Source organism: Burkholderia sp. AU15512, assembly GCF_002223325.1.
In the GTDB taxonomy this organism is placed as follows: domain Bacteria; phylum Pseudomonadota; class Gammaproteobacteria; order Burkholderiales; family Burkholderiaceae; genus Burkholderia.
This window is the reverse complement of the sequence record NZ_NKEX01000004.1, coordinates 200,364-224,211: the sequence shown is the minus strand read 5'-3', so window position 1 is coordinate 224,211 and position 23,848 is coordinate 200,364. Positions and strand designations below refer to the sequence as shown.

General features: G+C 68.8%; 15 protein-coding genes. 9 read left to right on the top strand and 6 right to left on the bottom strand.

Annotated elements, in window-relative coordinates; translation table 11 throughout:
* The first annotated feature begins 13 nt into the window (after window positions 1-13).
* On the top strand, window positions 14-4,096 hold the full coding sequence (locus CFB43_RS13570; protein ID WP_089495428.1) for a translocation/assembly module TamB domain-containing protein: 4,083 nt from the start codon (window positions 14-16) through the stop codon (window positions 4,094-4,096).
* A gap of 58 nt (window positions 4,097-4,154) precedes the next feature.
* On the opposite strand, the gene metG is transcribed toward CFB43_RS13570, so the two are convergent.
* Together metG and CFB43_RS13555 are read right to left on the bottom strand one after the other, a co-directional pair.
* Window positions 4,155-6,311: a methionine--tRNA ligase gene (gene metG, locus CFB43_RS13565; RefSeq protein ID WP_089495427.1), complete on the bottom strand. Its 2,157-nt coding sequence runs from the start codon at window positions 6,309-6,311 to the stop codon at window positions 4,155-4,157.
* A 377-nt stretch (window positions 6,312-6,688) separates the two neighbouring features.
* On the bottom strand, window positions 6,689-7,333 hold the full coding sequence (locus CFB43_RS13555) for an OmpA family protein (protein ID WP_043189806.1): 645 nt from the start codon (window positions 7,331-7,333) through the stop codon (window positions 6,689-6,691).
* Window positions 7,334-7,684: 351 nt separating this feature from the next.
* Between CFB43_RS13555 and apbC the strand changes: the two genes are divergently transcribed.
* From apbC to CFB43_RS13530, 5 genes are all read left to right on the top strand, one after another.
* Complete coding sequence (gene apbC, locus CFB43_RS13550; protein WP_089495426.1) at window positions 7,685-8,776, top strand: iron-sulfur cluster carrier protein ApbC; 1,092 nt, start codon at window positions 7,685-7,687, stop codon at window positions 8,774-8,776.
* A 133-nt stretch (window positions 8,777-8,909) separates the two neighbouring features.
* Window positions 8,910-9,446 (top strand): superoxide dismutase [Cu-Zn], encoded by a 537-nt coding sequence (sodC, locus tag CFB43_RS13545; protein ID WP_089495425.1) that lies wholly within the window; start codon window positions 8,910-8,912, stop codon window positions 9,444-9,446.
* Between the two features lie 112 nt (window positions 9,447-9,558).
* On the top strand, window positions 9,559-10,128 hold the full coding sequence (dcd, locus tag CFB43_RS13540; protein WP_006398615.1) for a dCTP deaminase: 570 nt from the start codon (window positions 9,559-9,561) through the stop codon (window positions 10,126-10,128).
* Window positions 10,129-10,209: 81 nt separating this feature from the next.
* Window positions 10,210-12,489, top strand: coding sequence for an arginine/lysine/ornithine decarboxylase (locus tag CFB43_RS13535; protein ID WP_089440792.1), 2,280 nt, complete (start codon window positions 10,210-10,212; stop codon window positions 12,487-12,489).
* A 26-nt stretch (window positions 12,490-12,515) separates the two neighbouring features.
* Window positions 12,516-13,328, top strand: coding sequence for a lysozyme inhibitor LprI family protein (locus CFB43_RS13530; RefSeq protein WP_373452544.1), 813 nt, complete (start codon window positions 12,516-12,518; stop codon window positions 13,326-13,328).
* A gap of 90 nt (window positions 13,329-13,418) precedes the next feature.
* Here CFB43_RS13530 and CFB43_RS13525 read toward each other — a convergent pair whose 3' ends face one another.
* The 3 genes from CFB43_RS13525 to CFB43_RS13515 form a co-directional block, all read right to left on the bottom strand.
* Window positions 13,419-14,102 (bottom strand): HAD family hydrolase, encoded by a 684-nt coding sequence (locus tag CFB43_RS13525; protein ID WP_089495423.1) that lies wholly within the window; start codon window positions 14,100-14,102, stop codon window positions 13,419-13,421.
* Between the two features lie 94 nt (window positions 14,103-14,196).
* On the bottom strand, window positions 14,197-15,606 hold the full coding sequence (gene argH, locus CFB43_RS13520; protein WP_089431567.1) for an argininosuccinate lyase: 1,410 nt from the start codon (window positions 15,604-15,606) through the stop codon (window positions 14,197-14,199).
* Window positions 15,607-15,742: 136 nt separating this feature from the next.
* Entirely contained in the window at window positions 15,743-16,552 is an 810-nt protein-coding gene (locus CFB43_RS13515) for a helix-turn-helix transcriptional regulator (RefSeq protein ID WP_089495422.1), read from the bottom strand.
* 215 nt (window positions 16,553-16,767) lie between these two features.
* Here CFB43_RS13515 and CFB43_RS13510 point away from each other — a divergent pair, with 215 nt between their 5' ends.
* Window positions 16,768-17,520: a class I SAM-dependent methyltransferase gene (locus CFB43_RS13510; protein WP_089495421.1), complete on the top strand. Its 753-nt coding sequence runs from the start codon at window positions 16,768-16,770 to the stop codon at window positions 17,518-17,520.
* Window positions 17,521-17,637: 117 nt separating this feature from the next.
* Here CFB43_RS13510 and ppc read toward each other — a convergent pair whose 3' ends face one another.
* Window positions 17,638-20,664: a phosphoenolpyruvate carboxylase gene (ppc, locus tag CFB43_RS13505; RefSeq protein ID WP_089495420.1), complete on the bottom strand. Its 3,027-nt coding sequence runs from the start codon at window positions 20,662-20,664 to the stop codon at window positions 17,638-17,640.
* A gap of 207 nt (window positions 20,665-20,871) precedes the next feature.
* On the opposite strand from ppc, the gene hemC reads away from it, so the two are divergent.
* Together hemC and hemDX are read left to right on the top strand one after the other, a co-directional pair.
* Window positions 20,872-21,876: a hydroxymethylbilane synthase gene (gene hemC, locus CFB43_RS13500; protein WP_089495419.1), complete on the top strand. Its 1,005-nt coding sequence runs from the start codon at window positions 20,872-20,874 to the stop codon at window positions 21,874-21,876.
* Window positions 21,876-23,846: a fused uroporphyrinogen-III synthase HemD/membrane protein HemX gene (gene hemDX, locus CFB43_RS13495; RefSeq protein WP_089495418.1), complete on the top strand. Its 1,971-nt coding sequence runs from the start codon at window positions 21,876-21,878 to the stop codon at window positions 23,844-23,846. Before hemC ends, hemDX begins: the two co-directional genes overlap by 1 nt.
* The last annotated feature ends 2 nt before the right edge of the window (window positions 23,847-23,848 follow it).

The window sequence follows — 23,848 nt, the reverse complement described above, 5'->3', positions numbered from 1 at the left end:
GACGACGAACCGCATGACGAAGGACCCGAACGACACGCCGCCGCCTCACGATCCGGACTCGCCCGACGGCGCGCCCGACGCGCCGCCGCGCGCGCCGCGCCGCGGGCCTGTCGCGCGGATCGGGCGGTTCGTCGCGTGGACGCTTGTCACGGTCGTGCTGCTCGTCGTGCTGGCGGTCGGCCTCGTGCTGGCCGCGGCGACGACCGAGCACGGCACGCGGCTCGCGTGGCAGGTGGCTGGCCGCGTGCTCGGCGCGCGGCTCGCGGGCACGCTCGACGGCGGCTCGCTTGCGACCGGCGTGCGGTTGCGCGGCTTCGCGTGGACGAGCCCCGACGGCACCGGCACCGAAATCCGCATCGACCGGCTCGACGGCCGCTGGGCCCTGACCCGCGCGCCGTGGCGGCTGTCCATCGCGTACCTTCGCGCCGGCACGATCGACGTGCGGATCGCGCCGGGGCCGTCGACGCCGAGTACGACGCCGCAGGACCTCAGCCTGCCGCTGCAGTTGCGGATCGACGATCTGCGCGTCGATCATCTCGCGATCCACGACGGCGGCTCGACGACGCAGCTCGACCATATCGCGCTGAACGGCCGCAGCGACGGCCGTCACCATGAACTCGTGCTCGCGGGCATCGATACGCCGTACGGCGCGCTGACCGCGCGCGCGAAGCTCGACGGCGTGAAGCCGTTCGCGCTGACGGGTGACGCCACCTATGCGGGCAAGCTGTCCGACGAGCCGGTCGACGCGCGTGCGCGCGTGTCGGGCTCGCTCGAGGCGCTCATCGCCGAAGTCGACGCAAGCGGGATGAAGCTGAACGGGCGCGCGCACGTCGAGGCCGCGCCGTTCGGGGCGGTGCCGCTCACGCGCGCATCGCTCGCGTTCGATCACGTGAACCCGCAGGCGCTCGCGCCCGGCGCGCCGGCCGCCGATCTCGCGGTGCGCGCGGAACTCGCGCCGGTGACCGCGCCGGCCGGGGCCGAGCCCGCGAAGGGTTTCGCGGTGACCGGCCCGGTGTCGATCGTCAACGCGAAGCCCGGTACGCTCGGCGAGCATTTGCTGCCGGTGATCGACGCGCACGCGAACGTGCATCTCGACGCGCACGCGCAGCGGATCGACGATCTTGCGCTGAAGCTGATTCGCGACGGCAGCGTGACAGGCAACGGCACGCTGACGGGCGGCAAGGGCCGCTTCGACCTGAAGGTCGCGAACCTCGACCTGAATGCGTTCGTCGCCGAGCTGCGGCCGATGCGCCTCGCCGGCCCGCTCGGCGTGACGCTCGCGGGCGATGTCACGACCGTCGACTTCAACCTGAACGATCCGAAGCTCGCGCTCGGCGCCCGCGCGAAGGTTGCGCTGACGCCGCAGCAGACCGTGCTGACCGACGCGCGCGTGACGGCGGGCAAGGGCCGGATCGACCTGACGGGTGTGTTCCGCCACGATGTGCATTCGAGCTATGACGCGAAGGCGACGCTGACCGCATTCGACCCGCTGCTGCTCGCCGCGATGAGCGCGCCGAAGGCGGGGGGCGGCAAGGCGCCCGCCAAGGCCACGAAAGCGCCTGCCCCGCGCGGCGAGACGCGCGTGTCGGGCACGCTGACGGCGTCGGGCGCATTCGCGCCGCAGGTATCGACGAAGGCGACCTTCAAGCTCGGCGACAGCCTGTACGACGGCGTGCCGCTGACCGGCGCGGGCGTCGTGCAGCTGGCCGGCTCGCGCATCTTGCCGAGCAACGCGAACCTGTCGATCGCGGGCAACCACGTCGACCTGCGCGGCAGCTTCGGCGCGCCCGGCGACCGGCTGCGCTTCGTCGTCGACGCGCCGCAGCTCGACCGGCTCGGCTTCGGCGTGCAAGGGCTCGTGCAGGCGCAGGGCGACCTGACCGGCAGCTTCGCGCACCCGAACGTGACGGCCACCTACAAGGCCGAGCACGTCGTCGTCGGCTCGAACCGGATCGGTGCCGCGCAGGGCCGCGCGGACATCCGCGACGGCGCGCACGGCGCGCTCGTATTCACGGCCGATGCGTCCGACCTCGCGCTCGGCTCGCTGAAGCTGAAATCGCTGCGCGCGAACCTCGACGGCACGCGCGCGAAGCACACGCTCGACGCGTCGGCGCTCGGGGCGGCTGGCGGCCGCGTGATCGACGTGACGCTCGCGGCGAATGGCGGCGTGGTCGAGAACCGCGACGGGATGCGCTGGGACGGCACCGTCACGCGTCTTGCCAACCGCGGCACACCGGCCATCGCGCTGCAGTCGCCGCTGACCGTGTCGGCCGGCGCCGGCCGTGTGACGCTCGGCGCGACGCGGCTCACGCTCGAAGGCGCGGCGATCGACCTGAAGTCGTTCGTGTTCGATCACGGCCAGATGCGCTCGGCGGGCTCGGTGACCGGTGCGTCGGTCGCGCGTTTCCTCGAGGTCCGCCAGGAACTGACGGGCCAGCGGCCGCCGGTGCGCACCGACGTCGTGCTCGATGCCGACTGGGATTTCTCGCTCGGCGCGAACGCGACAGGCTACGTTCAGGTGAAGCGCCGCGGCGGCGACGTGACGATCGAAAGCGGGCGCGGCATCGCCTCGCTGGGGCTGACCGACCTGTCCGCGCGCGCGAGCTTCACGCCCGGCAACCGGCTCAACGTGACGGCGCTCGCGAAGGCGAGCCGGATCGGCACGCTCGACGCGAACGTCACCGTGCCGTTCGCGCTGCGCGACGGGATGTTCGGCGTGGTCGACGACGGCCCGCTGTCGGGTCGCATCGACGCCGACATCCCGGCGCTGAAGACGACCGGCAACCTGTTCGGGCCGAGCTACCTGCTCGGTGGGCGCGCGGCGCTGAAGCTGACGGTCGCCGGCACGCCGGTGAAGCCGAACCTGTCGGGGATGCTGACGGGTGACGACCTGTCCGCGACGCTCATCGACCAGGGCGTGCAGTTGAAGGACGGCATCGTGCGCGTCAAGCTGTCGGAAAACCTCGTCGAATTCCAGCAGGTCGAGTTCCACGGCGGCGACGGTACGCTGCGCATGCTCGGCCGCGTGCGCCTCGACGGCGAGGCGCCCGACCTGACCGCGAGCATCGTCGCGGACAAGCTCGAGCTGTTCGCGGCGCCGGACCGCAAGCTGTCGCTGTCGGGCAAGGCGACGGTCGCGAACGACGGACCGCGCGGCGCGCTGTCGATCGACGGCAAGTTCGTCGTCGACCGCGCATTGTTCGACCTGCCCGAGGAATCGGCCCCGCACCTGTCGGACGATGTCGTGATCGTGCAGCCGGGCGGCACGGTGCGCGGCGAGACGCCGACCGGCACCGCGGTCGCGAAGCCAAAGCCGGCCGAGGACAAGCCGGCGCCGTCGCTCGCGCCGCGCGCGAATGTCGACATCGGCCTTGGCAACAACTTCCGCTTCAAGGGCCACGGAGCGGATCTCGGGCTACGCGGCACGATCACCGTGATGAGCGCGCCGGGCGTGCCGCTGCGCGCGGTCGGCAACGTGCGCGTGACCGAAGGATCGACGTACACGTCGTTCGGCCGCAAGCTCGCGATCGAGAATGGCTTCTTCACGTTCAACGGCCCCGTGTCGAACCCGGGCGTCAACATCCTTGCGATGCGGCGCAACCAGGAAGTCGAGGCCGGCGTGCAGGTCACGGGCACGATCCAGTCGCTGACGGTCAAGCTCGTGTCGGAGCCGAACGTCACGGACAACGAAAAGCTGTCGTGGCTGCTGTTCGGCCACGGCACCGACCAGGGCAACAACGTCGGCCAGCAGGGGGCGATGACGGCGGCGCTCGGGCTGCTCGGCAGCGTGACCGGCAAGCGCGTCGCGCAGACCTTCGGTCTCGACGAGGTCTCGGTCGGCCGCAGTGAAGTCGGCCTGACCGATCCGCAGGTCGTGCTGGTGTCGAAGGCGATCAACGAGCGCTTCGTGCTCGGCTTCGAGCAGGGGCTGCAATCGGCGGCGAACGCGTTCAAGGCGACGATCAACCTGACGCGTTTCTGGTCGGTATCCGCGTACGGCGGCACGTTCCAGGGCGTCGACCTGAACTACACGCGGCGTTTTGATCGCTGGTTCAGCAGCGACGGCGCGCGCGGGCGGCGCGCCGAGCAGCCATGAAAAAAGCCCCGCACATCGTGCGGGGCTTCGTTTTTGCGCAAGCGGCAGCGCGTTCGGCTTACTTCACGCGCATGCCGGGCTTCGCGCCGCTGTGCGGCTCGAGGATGTAGAGGCCCGGCTCGGCCTTCTCGTCGGTGGCCGACGCGGCGAGTACCATCCCTTCGGACAGGCCGAACTTCATCTTGCGCGGCGCGAGGTTCGCGACCATCACGGTCAGCTTGCCGACGAGTTGCTCGGGCTGATACGCGGACTTGATGCCCGAGAACACGTTGCGGGTCTTTTCCTCGCCGACGTCGAGCGTGAGCTGCAGCAGCTTGTCCGAGCCTTCGACGGCCTGGCACGCGACGATCTTCGCGATGCGCAGGTCGATCTTCGCGAAATCGTCGATCGAGATCGGTGCGTCGTCCGCGCCGTTCACGACAGCCTGCTTCGCGTTCGCCTTCGCGTTGTTCTTCGCATCCTTCGCGGCGTTCGCGCTCGCGACGGCCGCGCCGGTGGCTTCGGCCTGCAGCGAATCGCGGTTCGCGGCCAGCAGCGCCTCGATCTGCTTCGGGTCGACGCGCGTCATCAGGTGCTGGTACGCCTTGATCGGCTGCTCCGACGACAGCGGCTTCGCGGCATCGGCCCAGGCGAGCGGCGCGATCCCGAAGAACGACTCGACGGCTTCGGCCACGCGCGGCATCACCGGCTTCAGCGCGAGCGACAGCAGGCGGAACGACTCGAGGCTCACGCTGCAGGTTTCGTGCAGCGCGACCGCGTTGGCCGGATCCTTTGCGAGATCCCACGGCTTCGCGCCGTCGACGTACGCATTCACTTCGTCCGCGAGCTCCATCGTGTGGCGCAGCGCGCGGCCGTACTCGCGTGCTTCGTAGTGCGCGGCGATCTGCGGGATCGCCTCGCGCAGCTTCGCGACGAGCGGATGGTTCATCGCGCTGTCCTGCACGCGGCCGTCGAAGCGCTTGATCAGGAAGCCTGCCGCGCGGCTCGCGATGTTCACGTACTTGCCGACGAGGTCGCTGTTCACGCGCGCCTGGAAGTCGTCGAGATTCAGGTCGATGTCTTCCATCGTCGCGTTCAGCTTCGCGGCGAAGTAGTAGCGCAGCCATTCGGGGTTCAGGCCCGTGTCGATGTAGCTCTGCGCGGTGATGAACGTGCCGCGCGACTTCGACATCTTCGCGCCGTCGACCGTCAGGAACCCGTGCGCGAACACGTTGGTCGGCGTGCGGTGGCCCGAGAACTCGAGCATCGCGGGCCAGAACAGCGTGTGGAAGTACAGGATGTCCTTGCCGATGAAGTGGTACTGCTCGGTGGTCGAGCCCGGGCGGACCCACGCATCGAAGTCGATGCCGTTGCGCTCGCACAGGTTCTTGAAGCTCGCGTAGTAGCCGACCGGCGCGTCGAGCCACACGTAGAAATACTTGCCGGGTGCGCCCGGGATCTCGAAGCCGAAGTACGGCGCGTCACGCGAGATGTCCCAGTCGGCGAGCTTGGCTTCGCCGGCGTCGCCGAGCCATTCGCGCATCTTGTTGGTCGCTTCGGGCTGCGCGAGGCCGCTCACCCATTCGCGCAGGAACGATTCGCAGCGCGGATCGGACAGGCGGAAGAAGTAGTGCTTCGACGTCTTGCGCACCGGCGTCGCGCCCGACACGACCGAATACGGGTTCAGCAGTTCGGTCGGCAGGTACGTCGAGCCGCACACTTCACAGCTGTCGCCGTACTGGTCCTTCGCGTGGCACTTCGGGCACTCGCCCTTGATGAAGCGATCCGGCAGGAACATTTCCTTGACGGGATCGTACGCCTGCTCGATCTCGCGCTCGGCGATGAAGCCGGCGTCCTGCAGCGCGACGTAGATCTTCTCGCTCAGCACGCGGTTCTCGTCCGAATCGGTCGAGTAGAAGTTGTCGAACGACACGCCGAAGCTGTCGAAGTCGCGCTTGTGTTCGGTCCACACGCGATCGATCAGCTGCTTCGGGGTCAGGCCTTCCTTCTCCGCGCGCAGCATGATCGGCGTGCCGTGCGTGTCGTCGGCGCCGATGTAGTAGACCTCATGGCCATGCATTCGCAGCGTCCGCACCCAGATGTCGGTCTGGATGTACTCGACCAGGTGGCCGATGTGGATCTGCCCGTTGGCATAGGGCAGTGCGGACGTAACGAGGATCTGGCGGCCACCTTGCGGCGCCGCAGCCTGCACGGAAGTGAGGTCGGATGCGGACATAGGGTCTGTAGAGGAACAGCGGAAAAACGACGGGAAACTGCGATTCTAGCAGGGGTGCGCAACAGCGACGCGGGCGGGCGCCCTAGGACCGGGCGCCGAAACGGGCGGGGCCGCGAATGCGGCGTGCCCGACGGTGCGATGCTGCGATGCAGCACGAATTCTGCGGGCAAAAAAAACCGGGGCGGATACGGCCCCGGAGCAACAACGACAAGAGGAGAATGGTGACGCGCCGGCAACACCAGCCGCGTACCGTAAATACTGACCACGGCCTGCGACAGAAGTTCGAAAATTTTTTCGATTTGTTACCGGCTCCGCCGGAAGCCTTGTCCGGCGGGGCTGCGCGGGCGGCGGGCCCGCGCGTTCCCCTCGTCGCGCGCTTACTGCGCCTGCGCTGCGCGCAGGTAGATTTCGACGCGGCGGTTCTGTGCGCGGCCGGCTTCGGTCGCGTTGTCCGCGATCGGGTTCGATGCGCCCATGCCTTGCGCCGACAGGCGGCCGCCGTTCACGCCGCGCTGCGCCAGTGCGTTCACGACGCTTTGCGCGCGGTTCTGCGACAGCGTCTGGTTCAGCTGGGCCGAGCCCGTGCTGTCCGTGTAGCCGACGATCGAAGCCGTCACTTGCGGGTTCTGGTTCAGCGTCGTCGCCAGGTCGTTCAGCAGCGGCGTGAAGGCCGGCGTGATCGCGTACTGGTTCGTCGCGAACGTCACCGAGCTCGGCACGTTCAGCTTCAGCGAGCCGTCCGGCTGCTCGGTCACTTGCGTACCCGTTTGCGCTGCCGACGGTGCGAGCTTGTTCTTGATCGCCTGCCAGTTGTAACCCGTCACGCCGCCGACCAGTGCGCCGACGCCAGCGCCGATCGCCGCGCCCTTGCCGCCGCCCGCCAGTGCGCCGATACCTGCGCCCAGTGCCGCACCCGTGCCGGTACCGACGGCCGCGTTGTTGCCTTGCTGCGTGGCGCAGCCTGCCAGCAATGCGCCGGCCAATGCGAAGACGGACAAGCGGGTCGCGATTTTCATGTTCATCTTGGATTCCTCTCTTGGTTGAACGAGTCGACAACGACGACAAACAACAGTTACGGCTCCCTGCGCGGACCGTCCGAAAAGGAAGGCCGGCCTGCGCTCGCGGCAGCCGCCGAGGCGGTCGCATGCCCTGTCCGTCAGCGTGGCTGTTCAGGCAGGGCGACGCGTCAGCCTCTACAATATAGGCGGTGAGTGGCCGATTTGGCCCTATAGCATGCCGCACGCGAAGAGTGCGCCGGGTCGCGCGTTCGCGCAATGGCATGCAACAGATTCTTTCACTTTTCCCGATTTTCGCGCGGTAATTTGATATTTTTTGACGTTTGCGCGCGAGAAAAACGTTTTCACGGAGTTTCGATGAGCATTGACCGGGCACAAGTCGACGCCGCTTTGGCGGCTGTCGTCGACCCCAATACCGGCCGTCCGTATGCGGCGAACAAGGGCGTGCGCAACGTCGCGATAGACGGCGACGTCGTGGCGCTCGACGTGGTGCTCGGTTATCCCGCGCGCAGCCAGCACGACGACGTGCGCGCCCGCATCGCCGCGGCGCTCCAGGCCGTGGCCGGCGTGCGCGACGCGCGCGTCGCGGTCTCGCAGGAGATCGTCGCGCACACGGTGCAGCGCGGCGTGAAATTGCTGCCGAACGTGAAGAACATCGTCGCGGTCGCGTCGGGCAAGGGCGGTGTCGGCAAGAGCACGACGGCCGTCAACCTCGCGCTCGCGCTTGCCGCGGAGGGCGCGTCGGTCGGCATCCTCGACGCCGACATCTACGGTCCGTCGCTGCCGACGATGCTCGGCATCCATGGCCAGCGTCCCGAGTCGCCCGACAACCAGTCGATGAACCCGCTCGTCGGCCACGGGCTGCAGGCGAACTCGATCGGCTTCCTGATCGAGGAAGACAACCCGATGGTGTGGCGCGGCCCGATGGCGACTTCCGCGCTCGAGCAGCTGCTGCGCCAGACCAACTGGCGCGAGCTCGACTATCTGATCGTCGACATGCCGCCCGGCACGGGCGACATCCAGCTGACGCTCGCGCAGCGCGTGCCCGTCACGGGCGCGGTGATCGTCACGACGCCGCAGGACATCGCGCTGCTCGACGCGAAGAAGGGCCTGAAGATGTTCGAGAAGGTCGGGATTCCGATCCTCGGCATCGTCGAGAACATGAGCATCCACACCTGCTCGAACTGCGGCCACGAGGAGCACATCTTCGGCGCCGGCGGGGCCGAGCGGATGGCGAAGGAGTACGGCGTGAACGTGCTCGGCAGCCTGCCGCTCGACATCGCGATCCGCGAGCGCGCCGACAGCGGCACGCCGACGGTCGTGGCCGATGCCGACGGCGCGCTGGCGCGTCGCTATCGCGAAATCGCGCGCGGGGTTGCGCTGGCGATTGCCGAGCGATCGCGCGACATGACGTCGAAGTTCCCGTCGATCGTTGTTCAAAATACGTAAAACCCTTGCGGGGCGGGGCCTCACGCTGTTTACGGCGCCGCGAGGCGCGGTATCATGGCGACTTTTCCCGGGTCCCTTTACCCGCCCGGCGCGGCCGTCGTGTCAAACGGCCGTCAGCCGGCATGAGGATCGAATGAAACAACGACATCACGGCGTGTATGCCGGCCGCGTGCGGTGCGCGCTGCTGGCCGCCGCCGCGCTGGGCCTGCTGGCCGGCTGCACCTCCTTTTCCTCGTCGCACGAAAAACGGGCCGACGCACAGCTGCAGCCGACGGTCGGCTCGCAGGCGCGCGGCGCGGTGACGTTCGTCGAGCGTCCGGACGGCGTGCAGGTTACCTACAACCTGGCCGGGCTGCCGCCGAACAGCGATCACGCCTTGCAGGTACACGAACGCGGCGATTGCAACGCGGGCGACGGCTCGAGCGCCGGCCAGGTGTTCGCGCCGGCGGCCGACCGGCTGCGCGCGGGTGCCCGCGTCGCCGGCGATCTCGGCAACATCCACGCGGACGCGAACGGCGTCGCGGCCGGCTTCATCGTCGCGCCCGATCTGGCCCTCGATGGCGTGCGTTCGGCGATGAACCGCGCGGCGCTGGTGCACCGCGAACCGAGCGATCCCGCGTTTCCGCAGCATGGCGCGGGGCCCGCGCTCGCCTGTGGCGTGATCCGTTGACGGCCGCCGCGTGCGTGCGCCGATGATCGCGTAAAATGTCGGCCTTTCCCTGGCCGCCGTCCTGAATGGCGGCCTTCGTTTCCCGTCACGCAGCGTTTCCAGGCGCCCCGATATGAGCATCAAGTCCGACAAATGGATTCGGCGCATGGCCGAAGAGCACAAGATGATCGAGCCGTTCGTGCCCGATCAGGTCCGCGCGTCCGAGGACGGCCGCCGGATCGTCAGCTACGGCACGTCGAGCTACGGCTACGACATCCGCTGCGCGGACGAATTCAAGATCTTCACGAACATCAACTCGACGATCGTCGACCCGAAGAACTTCGACGAGGGTTCGTTTGTCGATTTCAAGGGCGACGTGTGCATCATCCCGCCGAACTCGTTCGCGCTGGCCCGCACCGTCGAATATTTCCGCATCCCGCGCACCGTGCTGACGGTCTGCCTCGGCAAGTCGACCTATGCGCGCTGCGGGATCATCGTCAACGTGACGCCGTTCGAACCCGAGTGGGAAGGCTACGTCACGCTGGAATTCTCGAACACCACGCCGCTGCCCGCGAAGATCTACGCGAACGAAGGCGTCGCCCAGGTGCTCTTCTTCGAGAGCGACGAAGTGTGCGACGTGTCGTACGCGGATCGCGGCGGCAAGTATCAGGGGCAGCGTGGTGTCACGCTGCCGAAAACCTGATCTGGTTGCATAACGTCTCACCAGTTTCCGGGTGACCGCTGCGCGTGACGCGCCGCGGTCGTTCTTTTTGGAGAATCGCCCATGAAGTTTCGTTTCCCCGTCGTCATCATCGACGAAGATTTCCGCTCCGAGAACATCTCGGGCTCCGGCATCCGGGCGTTGGCCGAAGCGATCGAGAAGGAGGGCGTCGAAGTCCTCGGTCTCACGAGCTACGGTGATCTGACGTCGTTCGCGCAGCAGTCGAGCCGCGCGTCGTGCTTCATCCTGTCGATCGACGACGACGAACTCATGCTCGGCGAGACCGGCCAGGACGGCGAGCTGCCCGAGCTCGCGACCGCGATCATCGAGCTGCGCGCGTTCGTCACCGAAGTGCGCCGCCGCAACGCGGACATCCCGATCTTCCTGTACGGCGAGACGCGCACGTCGCGCCACCTGCCGAACGACATCCTGCGCGAGCTGCACGGCTTCATCCACATGTTCGAGGACACGCCGGAGTTCGTCGCGCGCCACATCATCCGCGAGGCGAAGGTCTATCTCGACTCGCTCGCGCCGCCGTTCTTCAAGGAACTCGTGAAGTACGCGGACGAAGGCTCGTACTCGTGGCACTGCCCGGGCCACTCGGGCGGCGTCGCGTTCCTGAAGAACCCGCTCGGCCAGATGTTCCACCAGTTCTTCGGCGAGAACATGCTGCGCGCGGACGTCTGCAACGCCGTGGACGAACTCGGCCAGCTGCTCGACCACACGGGCCCCGTCGCGGCGTCCGAGCGCAACGCGGCGCGCATCTTCAGCGCGGACCACCTGTTCTTCGTGACCAACGGCACGTCGACGTCGAACAAGATCGTCTGGCACGCGACGGTCGCCCCGGGCGACATCGTGCTGGTCGACCGCAACTGCCACAAGTCGATCCTGCACGCGATCACGATGACGGGCGCGATTCCCGTGTTCCTCACGCCTACGCGCAACCATTTCGGCATCATCGGGCCGATCCCGCGCGACGAATTCAAGCCGGAGAACATCCGCAAGAAGATCGAGGCGAACCCGTTCGCGCGCGAAGCGATGCGCGAGAACCCGGACATGAAGCCGCGCATCCTGACGATCACGCAGAGCACGTACGACGGCGTCGTCTACAACGTCGAGATGATCAAGGACCTGCTCGGCGACCTGCTCGACACGCTGCACTTCGACGAAGCGTGGCTGCCGCACGCAACCTTCCACGATTTCTACCGCGACATGCACGCGATCGGCGACGGCCGTCCGCGCACCGGCGCGCTCGTGTTCGCGACGCACTCGACGCACAAGCTGCTCGCAGGCATCTCGCAGGCCTCGCAGATCGTCGTGCAGGATTCGGAGAACCGCACGTTCGACAAGCACCGCTTCAACGAGGCGTACCTGATGCATACGTCGACGAGCCCGCAGTACGCGATCATCGCGTCGTGCGACGTCGCGGCCGCGATGATGGAGCCGCCGGGCGGCACCGCGCTCGTCGAGGAATCGATCGCCGAGGCGATCGACTTCCGCCGCGCGATGCGCAAGGTCGACGCCGAATACGGCGACGACTGGTTCTTCAGCGTGTGGGGCCCGGACAACCTGTCGGAAGAGGGCATCGGTTCGCGCGAGGACTGGATGCTGAAGCCGAACGACCACTGGCACGGCTTCGGCCCGCTGGCGGAAGGCTTCAACATGCTCGACCCGATCAAGGCGACGATCATCACGCCGGGGCTCGACGTCGACGGCGAGTTCGGCGAAACCGGCATTCCGGCCGCGATCGTCACGAAGTACCTGGCCGAGCACGGGATCATCGTCGAGAAGACCGGCCTGTACTCGTTCTTCATCATGTTCACGATCGGCATCACGAAGGGCCGCTGGAACTCGATGGTGACCGAGCTGCAGCAGTTCAAGGACGACTACGACAACAACCAGCCGCTGTGGCGCGTGCTGCCGGAATTCGTCGCGCAGCATCCGCGCTACGAGCGTGTCGGCCTGCGCGACCTGTGCACGCAGATCCACGACGTGTACCGCGCGAACGACATCGCCCGCCTGACGACGGAGATGTACCTGTCGGACATGGAGCCGGCGATGAAGCCGTCGGACGCGTTCGCGAAGCTCGCGCACCGCAAGATCGACCGCGTGCCGCTCGACGAGCTCGAAGGCCGCGTGACGAGCATCCTGCTCACGCCGTACCCGCCGGGCATTCCGCTGCTGATCCCGGGCGAGCGCTTCAACAAGACGATCGTGAACTACCTGCGGTTCGCGCGCGACTTCAACGAACGCTTCCCGGGCTTCCACACCGACATCCACGGCCTCGTCGCGGAAGAGGTGAACGGCCGCGTCGAGTACTTCGTCGACTGCGTGCGCGACTGATGGCGGCGCACGGACGAATCCAGGCGATGCGTGCGGCGCTGGCCGCGCTCGTCGTCTGGGCGGCAGGGCCGGCAGGGCTGGCGGGAGTCGGGGTCGCGCACGCTGAAGTCGCGGCGGCCGACCCGATCGACGTCGCGATGCGGCAATGCCTCGCGCGGCGCGACCGGTCGTCGCCGGCCGGCCAGATCCAGTGCATGGGCGAGGCGCAGCAGCAGTGGCAGGCCGTGATGGACGGCGCGTACCAGCGCCTGTTGAAGGACGCGCCGGCCGATGCGAAGCGCGGCTGGCAGGACAGCCAGCGCCATTGGCTCACGTGGCGCAAGGACGAAGTGCTTCTGCTGAAGGCCGTGTACGACACCACGCGCGGGACGTCGTACGCGATGTCGAGTGCCGACCTGCAGCTGCAGCCGGTGCGCGACCGTGCACTGGCGCTGCGCGGTGCGGCCGATCGCTATGCGCCGCCGCCCGCCGCCGTGCCGGTCGCGGCCACGAGCGGCGCGCAGGGCGGCGCGGGTGATGCCCCGGGCGCGGCCCAGGGCGGGGCCAAACCGAACGCCAAGCCGGCGAACGCGCCGCGCGATCCGGCCGTGCGCCGCGTGCGGCCGTGCGAACAGGACGCCGCGTGCGAGCATGCGCTGTTCGACCTGAACCGCTATTACCAGAAGCTGCGCCGCAAGATGCCCGCGCATTCGGCCGCGACGCTCGTCCGCGCGCAGCGCGCGTGGGTCGGGTTCCGCGATGCGACGGCACCGCTCGTCGGCGAGGACGGCCGCGTCGACCTGATCGGCGCGCGCATCGCGACGATGAAGCGGCTGTCGGAGACGGCCGGCAACAAGTAAGCGCAATGGCGACGCCGGTGATCCGGCGAGACGGCAAAAAGCAAAACGGGCACCCGAGAAGGTGCCCGTTTTTCATTTGGCGGCCGCGATTCAGGCGGGCCGTTGCGTATCGAGCTTGCCGAACCACGACGGCACGAGCGCGACCGCATCGTCGAGCGACGCGAGCACGTGCAGGCTCAGCGCGACGATTTCGGGCGTCGGCGCCTTCAGGTCGGGCACGGTGATGACCGATGCACCCGCGCCGGCGGCCGATTGCGCGCCGAAGTCGCTGTCCTCGAACGCGACGCAGGCGTGGGCCGGCACGCCGAGGCGTTCGGCCGCGAGCCGGTAGACGGCCGGGTCGGGCTTGCCGCGCGCGACTTCGTCGCCGCCCGCGATCGCGCGGAAGAACGGCAGCACGCCGACTGCGTCGAGTCGCGCGCGGATGACCTCGCACGCGGACGACGACGCGACCGCACACGGAATGCCGGCTTGCGCGAGCGCGTCGAGCAGCGCGAACGCGCCGGGCTTCAGCGGAAACTTCGGATGCGGTTCGGGCGCCGCGAGCTGCTCGCGCACGCGGATGCGCACCGCGTCGAACGTATCGGGGTTGCCGATCAGCCGTGCCAGGATGACCTGGCCTTCGGCGAACGAGCGGCCGACGATCTGCAGGTAGTCGGTGGCGGTCAGCGTGACGCCGTGCGCATTCGACACGTCGATCCACGTGTTCATGATGGTCCGCTCGGAATCGACGAGCAGGCCGTCCATGTCGAAGAGCGCGGCGGAAAAGGTCATCGGCGGCATTCGGGAAGCAGGGAAGGCGATGGGCGGCGCGACGGCCGCCCGAATGAAAAACGGACGCCGAGGGCGTCCGTCCGGAACAGCAGGCTTACTGGCCGAGCGCGGCGCGCGCGGCCTTGACCGCTGCACGCACCTGGTCGGGCGCGGTGCCGCCGGGGTGGTTGCGGCTCGCGACCGAGCCCTCGAGCGTCAGGTAGCCGAACACGTCTTCACCGATCAGGTGCGCGACGTTCGGCAGTTCCTGCTTCATCTCGTCGAGCGTCAGGTCGGCCAGGTCGATGCCGCGGTCGTCGCAGATCTTCACGGCGTGCGCGACGGCTTCGTGCGCATCGCGGAACGGCAGGCCGCGCTTCACGAGGTAGTCGGCGAGGTCGGTGGCGGTCGAGAAGCCCTGCAGCGCGGCCGCGCGCATCGCGTCCGGCTTCACGGTGATGCCGGCCACCATCTCGGCGAAGATCCGCAGCGTGTCGGCGACGGTGTCGACCGTGTCGAACAGCGGTTCCTTGTCTTCCTGGTTGTCCTTGTTGTACGCGAGCGGCTGGCCCTTCATCAGCGTCAGCAGCGCCATCAGGTGGCCGTTCACGCGGCCCGTCTTGCCGCGCGCGAGCTCGGGCACGTCCGGGTTCTTCTTCTGCGGCATGATCGAGCTGCCGGTGCAGAAGCGGTCGGCGATGTCGATGAAGCCGACGCGCGGGCTCATCCACAGCACGAGTTCTTCGGAGAAGCGCGACACGTGCGTCATCACGAGCGCGGAAGCCGCCGTGAATTCGATCGCGAAGTCGCGATCCGACACCGCGTCGAGCGAGTTCGCGCAGATGCCGTCGAAGCCGAGCGTCTTCGCCACCGCGTGACGATCGATCGGATAGCTCGTACCGGCGAGCGCGGCCGCGCCGAGCGGCAGGCGGTTCACGCGGGTGCGGCAGTCGCGCATGCGCTCCGCGTCGCGCGAGAACATCTCGACGTATGCGAGCAGGTGGTGGCCGAACGTGACGGGCTGGGCGACCTGCAGGTGCGTGAAGCCCGGCATGATCGTGTCGGCGTTCTGTTCCGCGAGGTCGAGCAGCGCGCCGCGCAGGTCGTTCAGCAGGCCGCCGATGCGGTCGATCTCGCCGCGCAGCCACAGGCGGATGTCGGTCGCGACCTGGTCGTTACGCGAGCGGCCCGTGTGCAGGCGCTTGCCGGCGTCGCCGATCAGCGCGGTCAGGCGCGCCTCGATGTTCAGGTGGACGTCTTCCAGGTCGAGCTGCCATTCGAATTCGCCGCGCTCGATTTCACCCTTGATCTGCGTCATCCCGCGTTCGATCGCGGCCAGGTCGTCGGCGCTGATGATCTTCTGCGCGGCGAGCATGTTCGCGTGCGCGAGCGAGCCGGCGATGTCGACGAGCGCGAGGCGCTTGTCGAAAAATACCGACGACGTGTAGCGCTTGACCAGCTCGGACATCGGTTCCGAGAAGCGGGCCGACCAGGCCTCGCCCTTTTTGTGCAGTTGGGACGTCATGGCGATTCTTCGAAGGGAGATTGAGCGGCGTGCGCCGCCGAGGAATCCCGCGATTCTAACATTCGCGGGCCTGCCCGCCGCGGTGCGCGGCCGTTCGCGGCGGCCTGCCGACCGTGGCCGGCGCGGGCCGGCCCGTTCAGTCGCGCACCAGCACGACCAGCTTCAGGTCCTCGCGGTGCGCGGGCTTCAGCGTGATCTGCTGGTACACGAGGCGGCCGTCGGCCGGATGGTCGAATTCGCGCAGGCCGCCTTCGCGTTCGAATACGTCCTGCGATGCCCAGTACTGCGCGAAAGCGTCGCTGCCGGCGGTCAACGCGTCGATCAGTGCGCGCGTGGGCGCATCGGTCAGGTGACGGATCGAATCGGCGCGGAATTCGGCCGCGAGCCGCCGCGCGCGGGTTTCCCAGTCGACGATCAGCGTGCGCGCGGCCGGCGACATGAACGTGAAGCGCAGCAGGTTGCGGTCGTGCTCGCCGTCGAGCCAGCCGGAAAAGAGCGTGGCGGCCGGCGCATTCCAGGCGAGGGCGTTCCATTGCCGGTCGAGCACGTACGCGGGCGTCGCGATGGCCGTGACGGTCGCGGCGAGCGTCGGCGGCAGGTCGCCGGCCGCGACGTCGGGCTCGGCCGGGTCGCGCTGCGCGGCCAGCTCGAACAGGTAGGCGCGTTCGGCCTTCGACAGTTGCAGCGCGACGGCGATCCGCGCGAGCGCGTCGGCCGACGCCGACACCGGGCGGCCCTGTTCGATCCACGTGTACCAGGTCGGGCTGACGCCGCACAGTTGCGCGACTTCCTCGCGCCGCAGCCCCGGCGTGCGGCGGCGCGGGCCGGGCGGCAGGCCGACGGCCTGCGGCGACAGCCGCTCGCGGTGGGCGCGGATGAATTCGCCGAGTGCGCGGGCGGGCGAGGCGTCGAGCGGCGGGACGGGATCGGAGGACGGGTGGTTCATGCGGAAACGGCGAAATGGAAACGGGGGCGCGGCAACGGTCAGGCAGGTGTATCGAATACCAGAATAACTGCTTAACTTGTACTGGTACAAACGCAGGCCTATTGTAGCGGCTCGTGCGCTGGCAGGGCAGCGCGCGTCCCACAAAACGCGTTGCATGGGGCCGGAGCAGGTGCTGAGGCGCCTGTCGCACCGGCAACAGTACAAAGGAGCGAACGATGAAACACCACGACCAGGTCGCCGACGCATTCGGCACGACGGCCGCCGCCTATCTGACGAGCACGGTCCACGCGACGGGCGCCGACCTGCAGACGCTCGCGGACACGGTGCGCGCAACGCCCGATGCCGCGGTGCTCGATCTCGGCTGCGGCGCCGGCCATGCCAGCTTCGCCGTCGCGCCGCACGTGCGCGACGTGGTCGCCTACGATCTCGCCGCGCAGATGCTCGCGACCGTCGACGCCGCCGCGCGCGAACGCGGGCTCGCGAACATCCGTACGCAGCAGGGGCCGGCCGAGCGACTGCCGTTCGACACGGCGACGTTCGACTGGGTTGTGAGCCGGATGAGCGCGCACCACTGGCACGACATGCGCGCGGCGCTTGCCGAGGTGCGCCGCGTGCTGAAGCCGGGCGGCCGCGTGTTGATGATCGATATCGCCGGCAACGACCATCCGCTTCTCGATACGTACCTGCAGGCCGCGGAAGTGCTGCGCGATGCGTCGCACGTGCGCGACTACCGGGCGGACGAATGGCTCGTGATGTTCCGCGAAGCCGGCTTCGACGCGCACGTGCACAGCCGCTGGCGGCTGCCGATCGATTTCGATACGTGGGTCGCGCGCATCCGCACGCCGGCCGACAGCGTCACCGGCATTCGCGCGCTGTGGGCGCATGCACCGGACGAGGTGCGCGGCTACTACGCGGTGCAGCCAGACGGGTCGTTCGAACACGACGCGTTGCTGCTCGACGCGCACTGAGCGCGAGGTGCACCGGCAGGGTTTCGCCCGCGCATGAAAAAGCCGCGATACGCATCATCGCGTATCGCGGCTTTCAAGACGTCAGTCGGTGCGGAATTATGCCGCGCCGCAGGCGGATCAGCCCGTGTTGCGCAGGCCGGCCGCGATCCCGTTGATCGTCAGGTGAATCCCGCGGCGCAGCCGCGCGTTCGTGTCGCCCGCGCGGTGGCGCTTGATCAGCTCGACCTGCAGGTGGTTCAGCGGATCGAGATACGGGAAGCGGTTCTTGATCGAGCGCGCGAGCAGCGGGTTGGTCGCGAGGCGGCCTTCGTGCCCGGTGATCTCCGCCAGCGCCTGCGACGTGCGCTCCCATTCCGCGACGATCCGCTCGAACACGTGCTTGCGCAGCTTGCGGTCGGAAACGAGCTGCGCGTAGCGCGACGCGACCGCGAGGTCGGTCTTCGCGAGCACCATGTCCATGTTCGACAGCAGGTTCGAGAAGAACGGCCAGGTCTTGTTCATCTTCTTCAGCAGCGCGACGCGCTTCGTGCGCTCGGCGTCGTCCTGCGCGCCGTCGAGATACGCGCTCACCGCGCTGCCGAAGCCGTACCAGCCCGTCAGCAGCAGCCGGCACTGGCCCCACGAGAAGCCCCACGGAATCGCGCGCAGGTCCTCGATCTTGCGCTGCTTCGGATCCTGCAGCTTGCGCGACGCCGGGCGGCTGCCGATGTTCAGCTCGGCGATCTCGGTGATCGGCGTCGACGAGAAGAAGTAGTCGGTGAAGCCCGGGGTTTCATAGACGAGCGCGCGGTACGCGGCCATCGCCGAATCGGACAGCGTCTGCATCGCGGCCTCGAACGCCGGCAACTGCGCGGGCGCGTTGTTCTGCGGCAGGAGCGTCGCTTCGAGCGTCGCGGCGACGACCGTCTCGAGGTTGCGGCGGCCGATCTCCGGGTTCGCGAACTTGCTCGCGATCACCTCGCCCTGTTCGGTGAGGCGAATCTGGCCGTTCACGGTGCCCGGCGGCTGCGACAGGATCGCCTGGTAGGTCGGGCCGCCGCCGCGGCCGACCGTGCCGCCGCGGCCGTGGAACAGCCGCAGCGTGATCTTGCGGTCGCGGAACAGGTCGACGAGCGCGAGCTCCGCGCGATACAGCTCCCAGTTCGACGTGAGGAAGCCGCCGTCCTTGTTGCTGTCCGAATAGCCGAGCATCACTTCCTGCTCGGCGCCCTGGTGGGCGATCAGCGCGTCGATGCCCGGCAGTGCGAAGTACTCGCGCATGATCCGCGCGGCGTCGCGCAGGTCGGGAATCGTCTCGAACAGCGGGATCACCATCAGGCTGTTCTTCGCATCGCCGCCCGAGACGCCGAGCGCGCCTTCGAGCAGGCCCGTCTCTTTTTGCAGCAGCAGCACTTCGACGAGGTCGCTGACGGTTTCCGTATGCGAAATGATGTAGTTGCGTACCGCGCGTGCGCCGAATTGCGCGCGGACTTCGCGCGCCTTCTCGAACACGCCGAGCTCGCTTTGCGCGAGCGCCGAGTATTCGAAATACGGCGAGCGCAGCGGACGCGGATCGGCGAGCGCCGCGAGCAGCACGCGCAGCTTGTCTTCCTCGGCGAGCGCCGCGTAGTCGGCCTCGACGCCCGCGCGGGCGAACAGTTCGGCGACCACGGCTTCGTGGATGTCGGAGCTCTGGCGCAGGTCGATGCTCGCGAGATGGAAGCCGAACACTTCGGCCGCGCGCACGAGCGGCGCGAGGCGCGGCGCGGCGAGCGACGTGCCGTGGTGTTCGTCGAGCGATGCGGTCAGCACCTTCAGGTCGGCGACGAACGCTTCGGAATCCGCGTACGGGACCGCGCGCACGGGCGGCGCGCCGCGGCCCGCGCTGCGCACCGGCACCGTGCCTTCGCCGAGACGCACGCGCGCGCTGGCGGCAAGGCGCGTGTAGATGCCGATCAACGCGCGGCGATACGGTTCGTCGACGCGGTGCGGCGACTGGTCGGGCGAAGCTGCCGCGAGCGCCTTCACGGCGTCGTTCGCGCCGACGAGCAGGTTCGACACCGACAGCTCGGCGCCGAGCTTGTGCACCTGTTCCAGATAGTGCTCGAGGATCACCGCGGCCTGGCGGTTGATCGCTTCGTCGAGCGTCGGCGCGGTCACGTTCGGGTTGCCGTCGCGGTCGCCGCCGATCCAGCTGCCCATCTGGAAGAACGCGGGTACGCGCGCGGACAGGCCGTGCTCGGCGAGCGCGGCCTCGATGTCGCCGTACAGCGCGGGCAGTTCGTCGAGGAACGTCGCGCGGTAGTACGACAGCGCGTTCTCGATCTCGTCGCCGACCGTCAGGCGCGAGTCGCGCAGCATGCGGGTCTGCCACAGCGCGGTGACGCGCGCGCGCAGCATCGCTTCGTTGTGCTGGCGCTCGCGGCTCGTCAGTTCCTGGTCGCGTTCGGCGAGCAGGCGCGCGATGTCGTGCTGGGCGTCGAGGATGCTCTTGCGCTGCACCTCGGTCGGGTGCGCGGTCAGCACCGGCACGATCAGCGCATCGTCGAAGAAGCGCTGGAGCAGGCGCTTCGACGCGTTGCCGGTCGTCTTCAGTTGTTCGAGCGCGTACGCGACGGTGCCGGGCTGCGACGCGGAGCCGGCGAGCGCATGGATGCGGCGGCGGCGGTTGTGGTGGCGGTCTTCCGCGATGTTCGCGAGGTGCGAGAAATAGCTGAACGCGCGCACGACGCTCACCGTCTGCTCCGGCGTCAGCTTGCGCAGCTTCTTCTCGAGCGTCTGCGCGGCTTCGCTGTCGTCCTCGCGGCGGAACTTGACCGCGGTCTGGCGGATCGTCTCGACGACGTCGAACACGGTGTCGCCTTCCTGCTCGCGCACGACGTCGCCGAGCAGGCGGCCGAGGAAGCGGATGTCTTCGAACAGCGGGCCGTCCTTGTCGTCGCGCGTGCGCGTGCCGGACTTCGGCGCGGCGGCCGTGCGGGCCGCGGTGCGGGCAGCCGGGCCGGCGGCTTTCGTCGCGCGTTTTGTCTGACGTATCGGGTCTTTCGGTTTCGTTGCCGTTTTCGCACGGCCGTTCGCGGCGGTGGCGACGGTGTCCGTCGAGGCGTCGGAGGAGGACAGGGCAGCATTGCGGCGCGCCGTACGCGCCGATCCGGAAGACTTCACGATGGGTTTCCTTGGGAAAGCTCGAGTCAAAAGGAACTGCGGAAACTGCGAAACTGCGGTCAAGCAACCAGCTACGTGCGGCACATCCGCGCATCGGCGCCGCGACCCGCTCGGCGGCAGGCCGGGCGCAGGCTCCAGGCCCGGGCGGGCAAGGGCGTGCGTGCTACCATTGTTCGATCTTCAATCCCGTCCTTCGATGTTCCAGCAATGAATTCCGAGACCCCCGCGGCCGGGCCGCAACAGGCACAGTCGCCCGCGACGTTGACGATTGCTTCGCGCGAAAGCCGCCTGGCGATGTGGCAAGCCGAACATGTGCGTGATGCGCTGCGCAAATTATATCCAGCTTGTGACGTGAAAATCCTCGGGATGACGACGCGCGGCGACCAGATTCTCGATCGCACGCTGTCGAAAGTCGGCGGCAAGGGTCTGTTCGTGAAGGAACTGGAGGCCGCGCTGGCCGACGGCCGCGCCGATCTCGCCGTGCATTCGCTGAAGGACGTGCCGATGGCGCTGCCCGACGGCTTCTCGCTCGCCGCGATCATGGAACGCGAGGACCCGCGCGATGCATTCGTGTCGAACGACTACGCGTCGCTCGACGCGCTGCCGGCCGGCGCCGTGGTCGGTACGTCGAGCCTGCGCCGCGAGGCGATGCTGCGCTCGCGCTACCCGCACCTGGACGTGCTGCCGCTGCGCGGCAACCTCGACACGCGCCTCGCGAAGCTCGATCGCGGCGACTACGCGGCGATCATCCTCGCGGCCGCCGGCCTGAAGCGCCTCGGCCTCGAAGCGCGGATCCGCGCGCTGCTCGACGTCGAGGCGAGCCCGCCCGCCGCGGGCCAGGGCGCGCTCGGCATCGAGATCGCATCGCACCGCGACGACGTCGCCGCATGGCTCGCACCGCTGCACGACCCGCAGACCGCGCTCGCGGTCGAGGCCGAGCGGATGGTGTCGCGCGCGCTCGGCGGCAGCTGCGAGGTGCCGCTCGCCGCGCACGCGGTGTGGCGCGCGGGCGAACTGTACCTGACGGGCCGTGTGTCGACGACCGACGGCAAGCGCGTGCTGACGGCCGAGGAGTGCGGGGCAGTCATGACCGTCGCCGATGCGCTCGCGCTCGGCCGCGCCGTGTCCGACGAGCTCGAGGCGCAAGGCGCGCTCGACATCGTCCGGGCGCTGCTCGCGGGCTCGCCGGCCGCCGGCAAGGGCGACGCCTGATGGCGGGCGGCGCGCGCGCGTTCACCGCTGTCCTGACGCGCCCGGACGGCCAGTCCGGCGCGCTGGCGTCGCAACTGGCCGAGGCCGGCTGCGACGTGCTCGAATTCCCGTTGATCGACATCGCGCCGGTCGACGATCCCGCGCCGCTCGACGCGGCATTCGCGGCGCTCGCCGACTACGCGCTGGTGATTTTCGTCTCGCCGAACGCGATCGACCGCGCGCTCGCGCAGTACGGCGCGATCTGGCCGAACGCGCTGCCGGTCGGCGTGGTCGGGCCCGGCAGCGTCGCGGCGCTCGAGCGTCACGGCATCGCGGCGCCCGCGCATCGCGTGATCGCGCCGCAGGCGCCGGCCGACGGCGGCGTACCCCATTACGATTCGGAAAGCCTGTTCGCGTGCATCGAGGCCGCGTTCGGCGGCGCGCAGGCGCTGGCGGGCAAGCGCGTGCTGATCGTGCGCGGCGACGGCGGTCGCGAATGGCTCGCCGAACGATTGCGCGAGGCCGGCGCGGACGTCACGCTCGTCGCCGCCTACCGGCGCGTCGTGCCCGAGCCGCGCGTCGGCGCGTGGGAGCGCGTGCATGCGCTGCTCCACGGCGAACCGCATGCATGGCTCGTCACGAGCTCGGAAGGCGTGCGCAACCTGCACGAACTCGCGCGGGCGCACCTGAACGATGCCGAGATCGACGCGCTGAAGCACGCGCCGCTCGTGACGCCGCATCCGCGGATCGAGCAGACCGCGCGTTCATTGGGTTTTGATAGGATTACGCTGACCGGCGCGGGCGATGAGCGCATCGTCCGCGCGTTTCGAACGATGGCCGAGGAGGCCGTCCAACCGGCGACAGCCGCACCGGTGACTAAACGCATGACAGATACCAACGATTCCAAAAGCGTCGCTTCCCAGCCGGCCGCTGCATCCGCACCGCCGTCCCGCCCCGCCTACATGGGCGCCGAACCGCCCGCGCGCCGTGGCGGCAGCGCGGTGCTGTGGTTCGTCGTCGTCGTGCTCGGCTGCGCGGCGGGCGTCGGCGGCTACGCGCTGAACCGCAAGATCGACCGGCTCGACGGCACGTTCGTCACGCGCCAGAAGGCGCTCGACGCGCAGACGGCCGAGACGCGCATGAAGACCGAGCAGGCGCTCGCGAGCACGCACCAGGTCGACACGCAGCTTGCGCAGCTCGACGGCAAGCTCGCCGACGCGCAGAGCGCGCAGCAGGCGCTGCAGCAGCAATACCAGGACCTGTCGCGCAACCGCGACGCGTGGATGCTCGAGGAGGTCGACCAGATGCTGTCGAGCGCGAGCCAGCAGCTTCAGCTGACCGGCAACACGCAGCTCGCGCTGATCGCGCTGCAGAACGCCGACGCGCGCCTCGCCACGTCGCAGAGCGCGCAGGCCGTCACGGTCCGCAAGGCGCTCGCGCTGGACATCGAGAAGCTGAAGGCCGCGCCGGCGGCCGACCTCACGGGTCTGGCGATCAAGCTCGACGATGCGATCGCGAAGATCGACGCGCTGCCGCTGTCCGGCGAGGCGATCGTCCCCCACGAGGCGCCGAAGGCCGCGCCGGCCGACACCGCGTCGTCGGCCGTGGCCGGCGAGCCGCGCTGGAAGGTGTGGTGGCACGACTTCTCGGCCGGCCTCGGCCAGCAGTTGAAGGGGCTCGTGCAGGTGCGCCGCATCGACAACGCGGACGCGATGCTCGCGTCGCCCGACCAGGGCTACTTCGTGCGCGAGAATGTGAAGCTGCGCCTGCTGACCGCCCGCCTGTCGCTGCTCGCGCGCAACGACGGCGCGATGAAGGCCGACCTGCACGCCGCACAGGCGTCGCTCGGGAAGTATTTCGACCAGGCATCGAAGGACACGCAGACCGTCGAGGATCTGCTCAAGCAGGTTGACGGCGCATCGCTGACGGTTGCGGTGCCGAACCTGAACACGAGCCTGAACGCCGTTCAGCAGTTCAAGAGCCGGGGGTAACG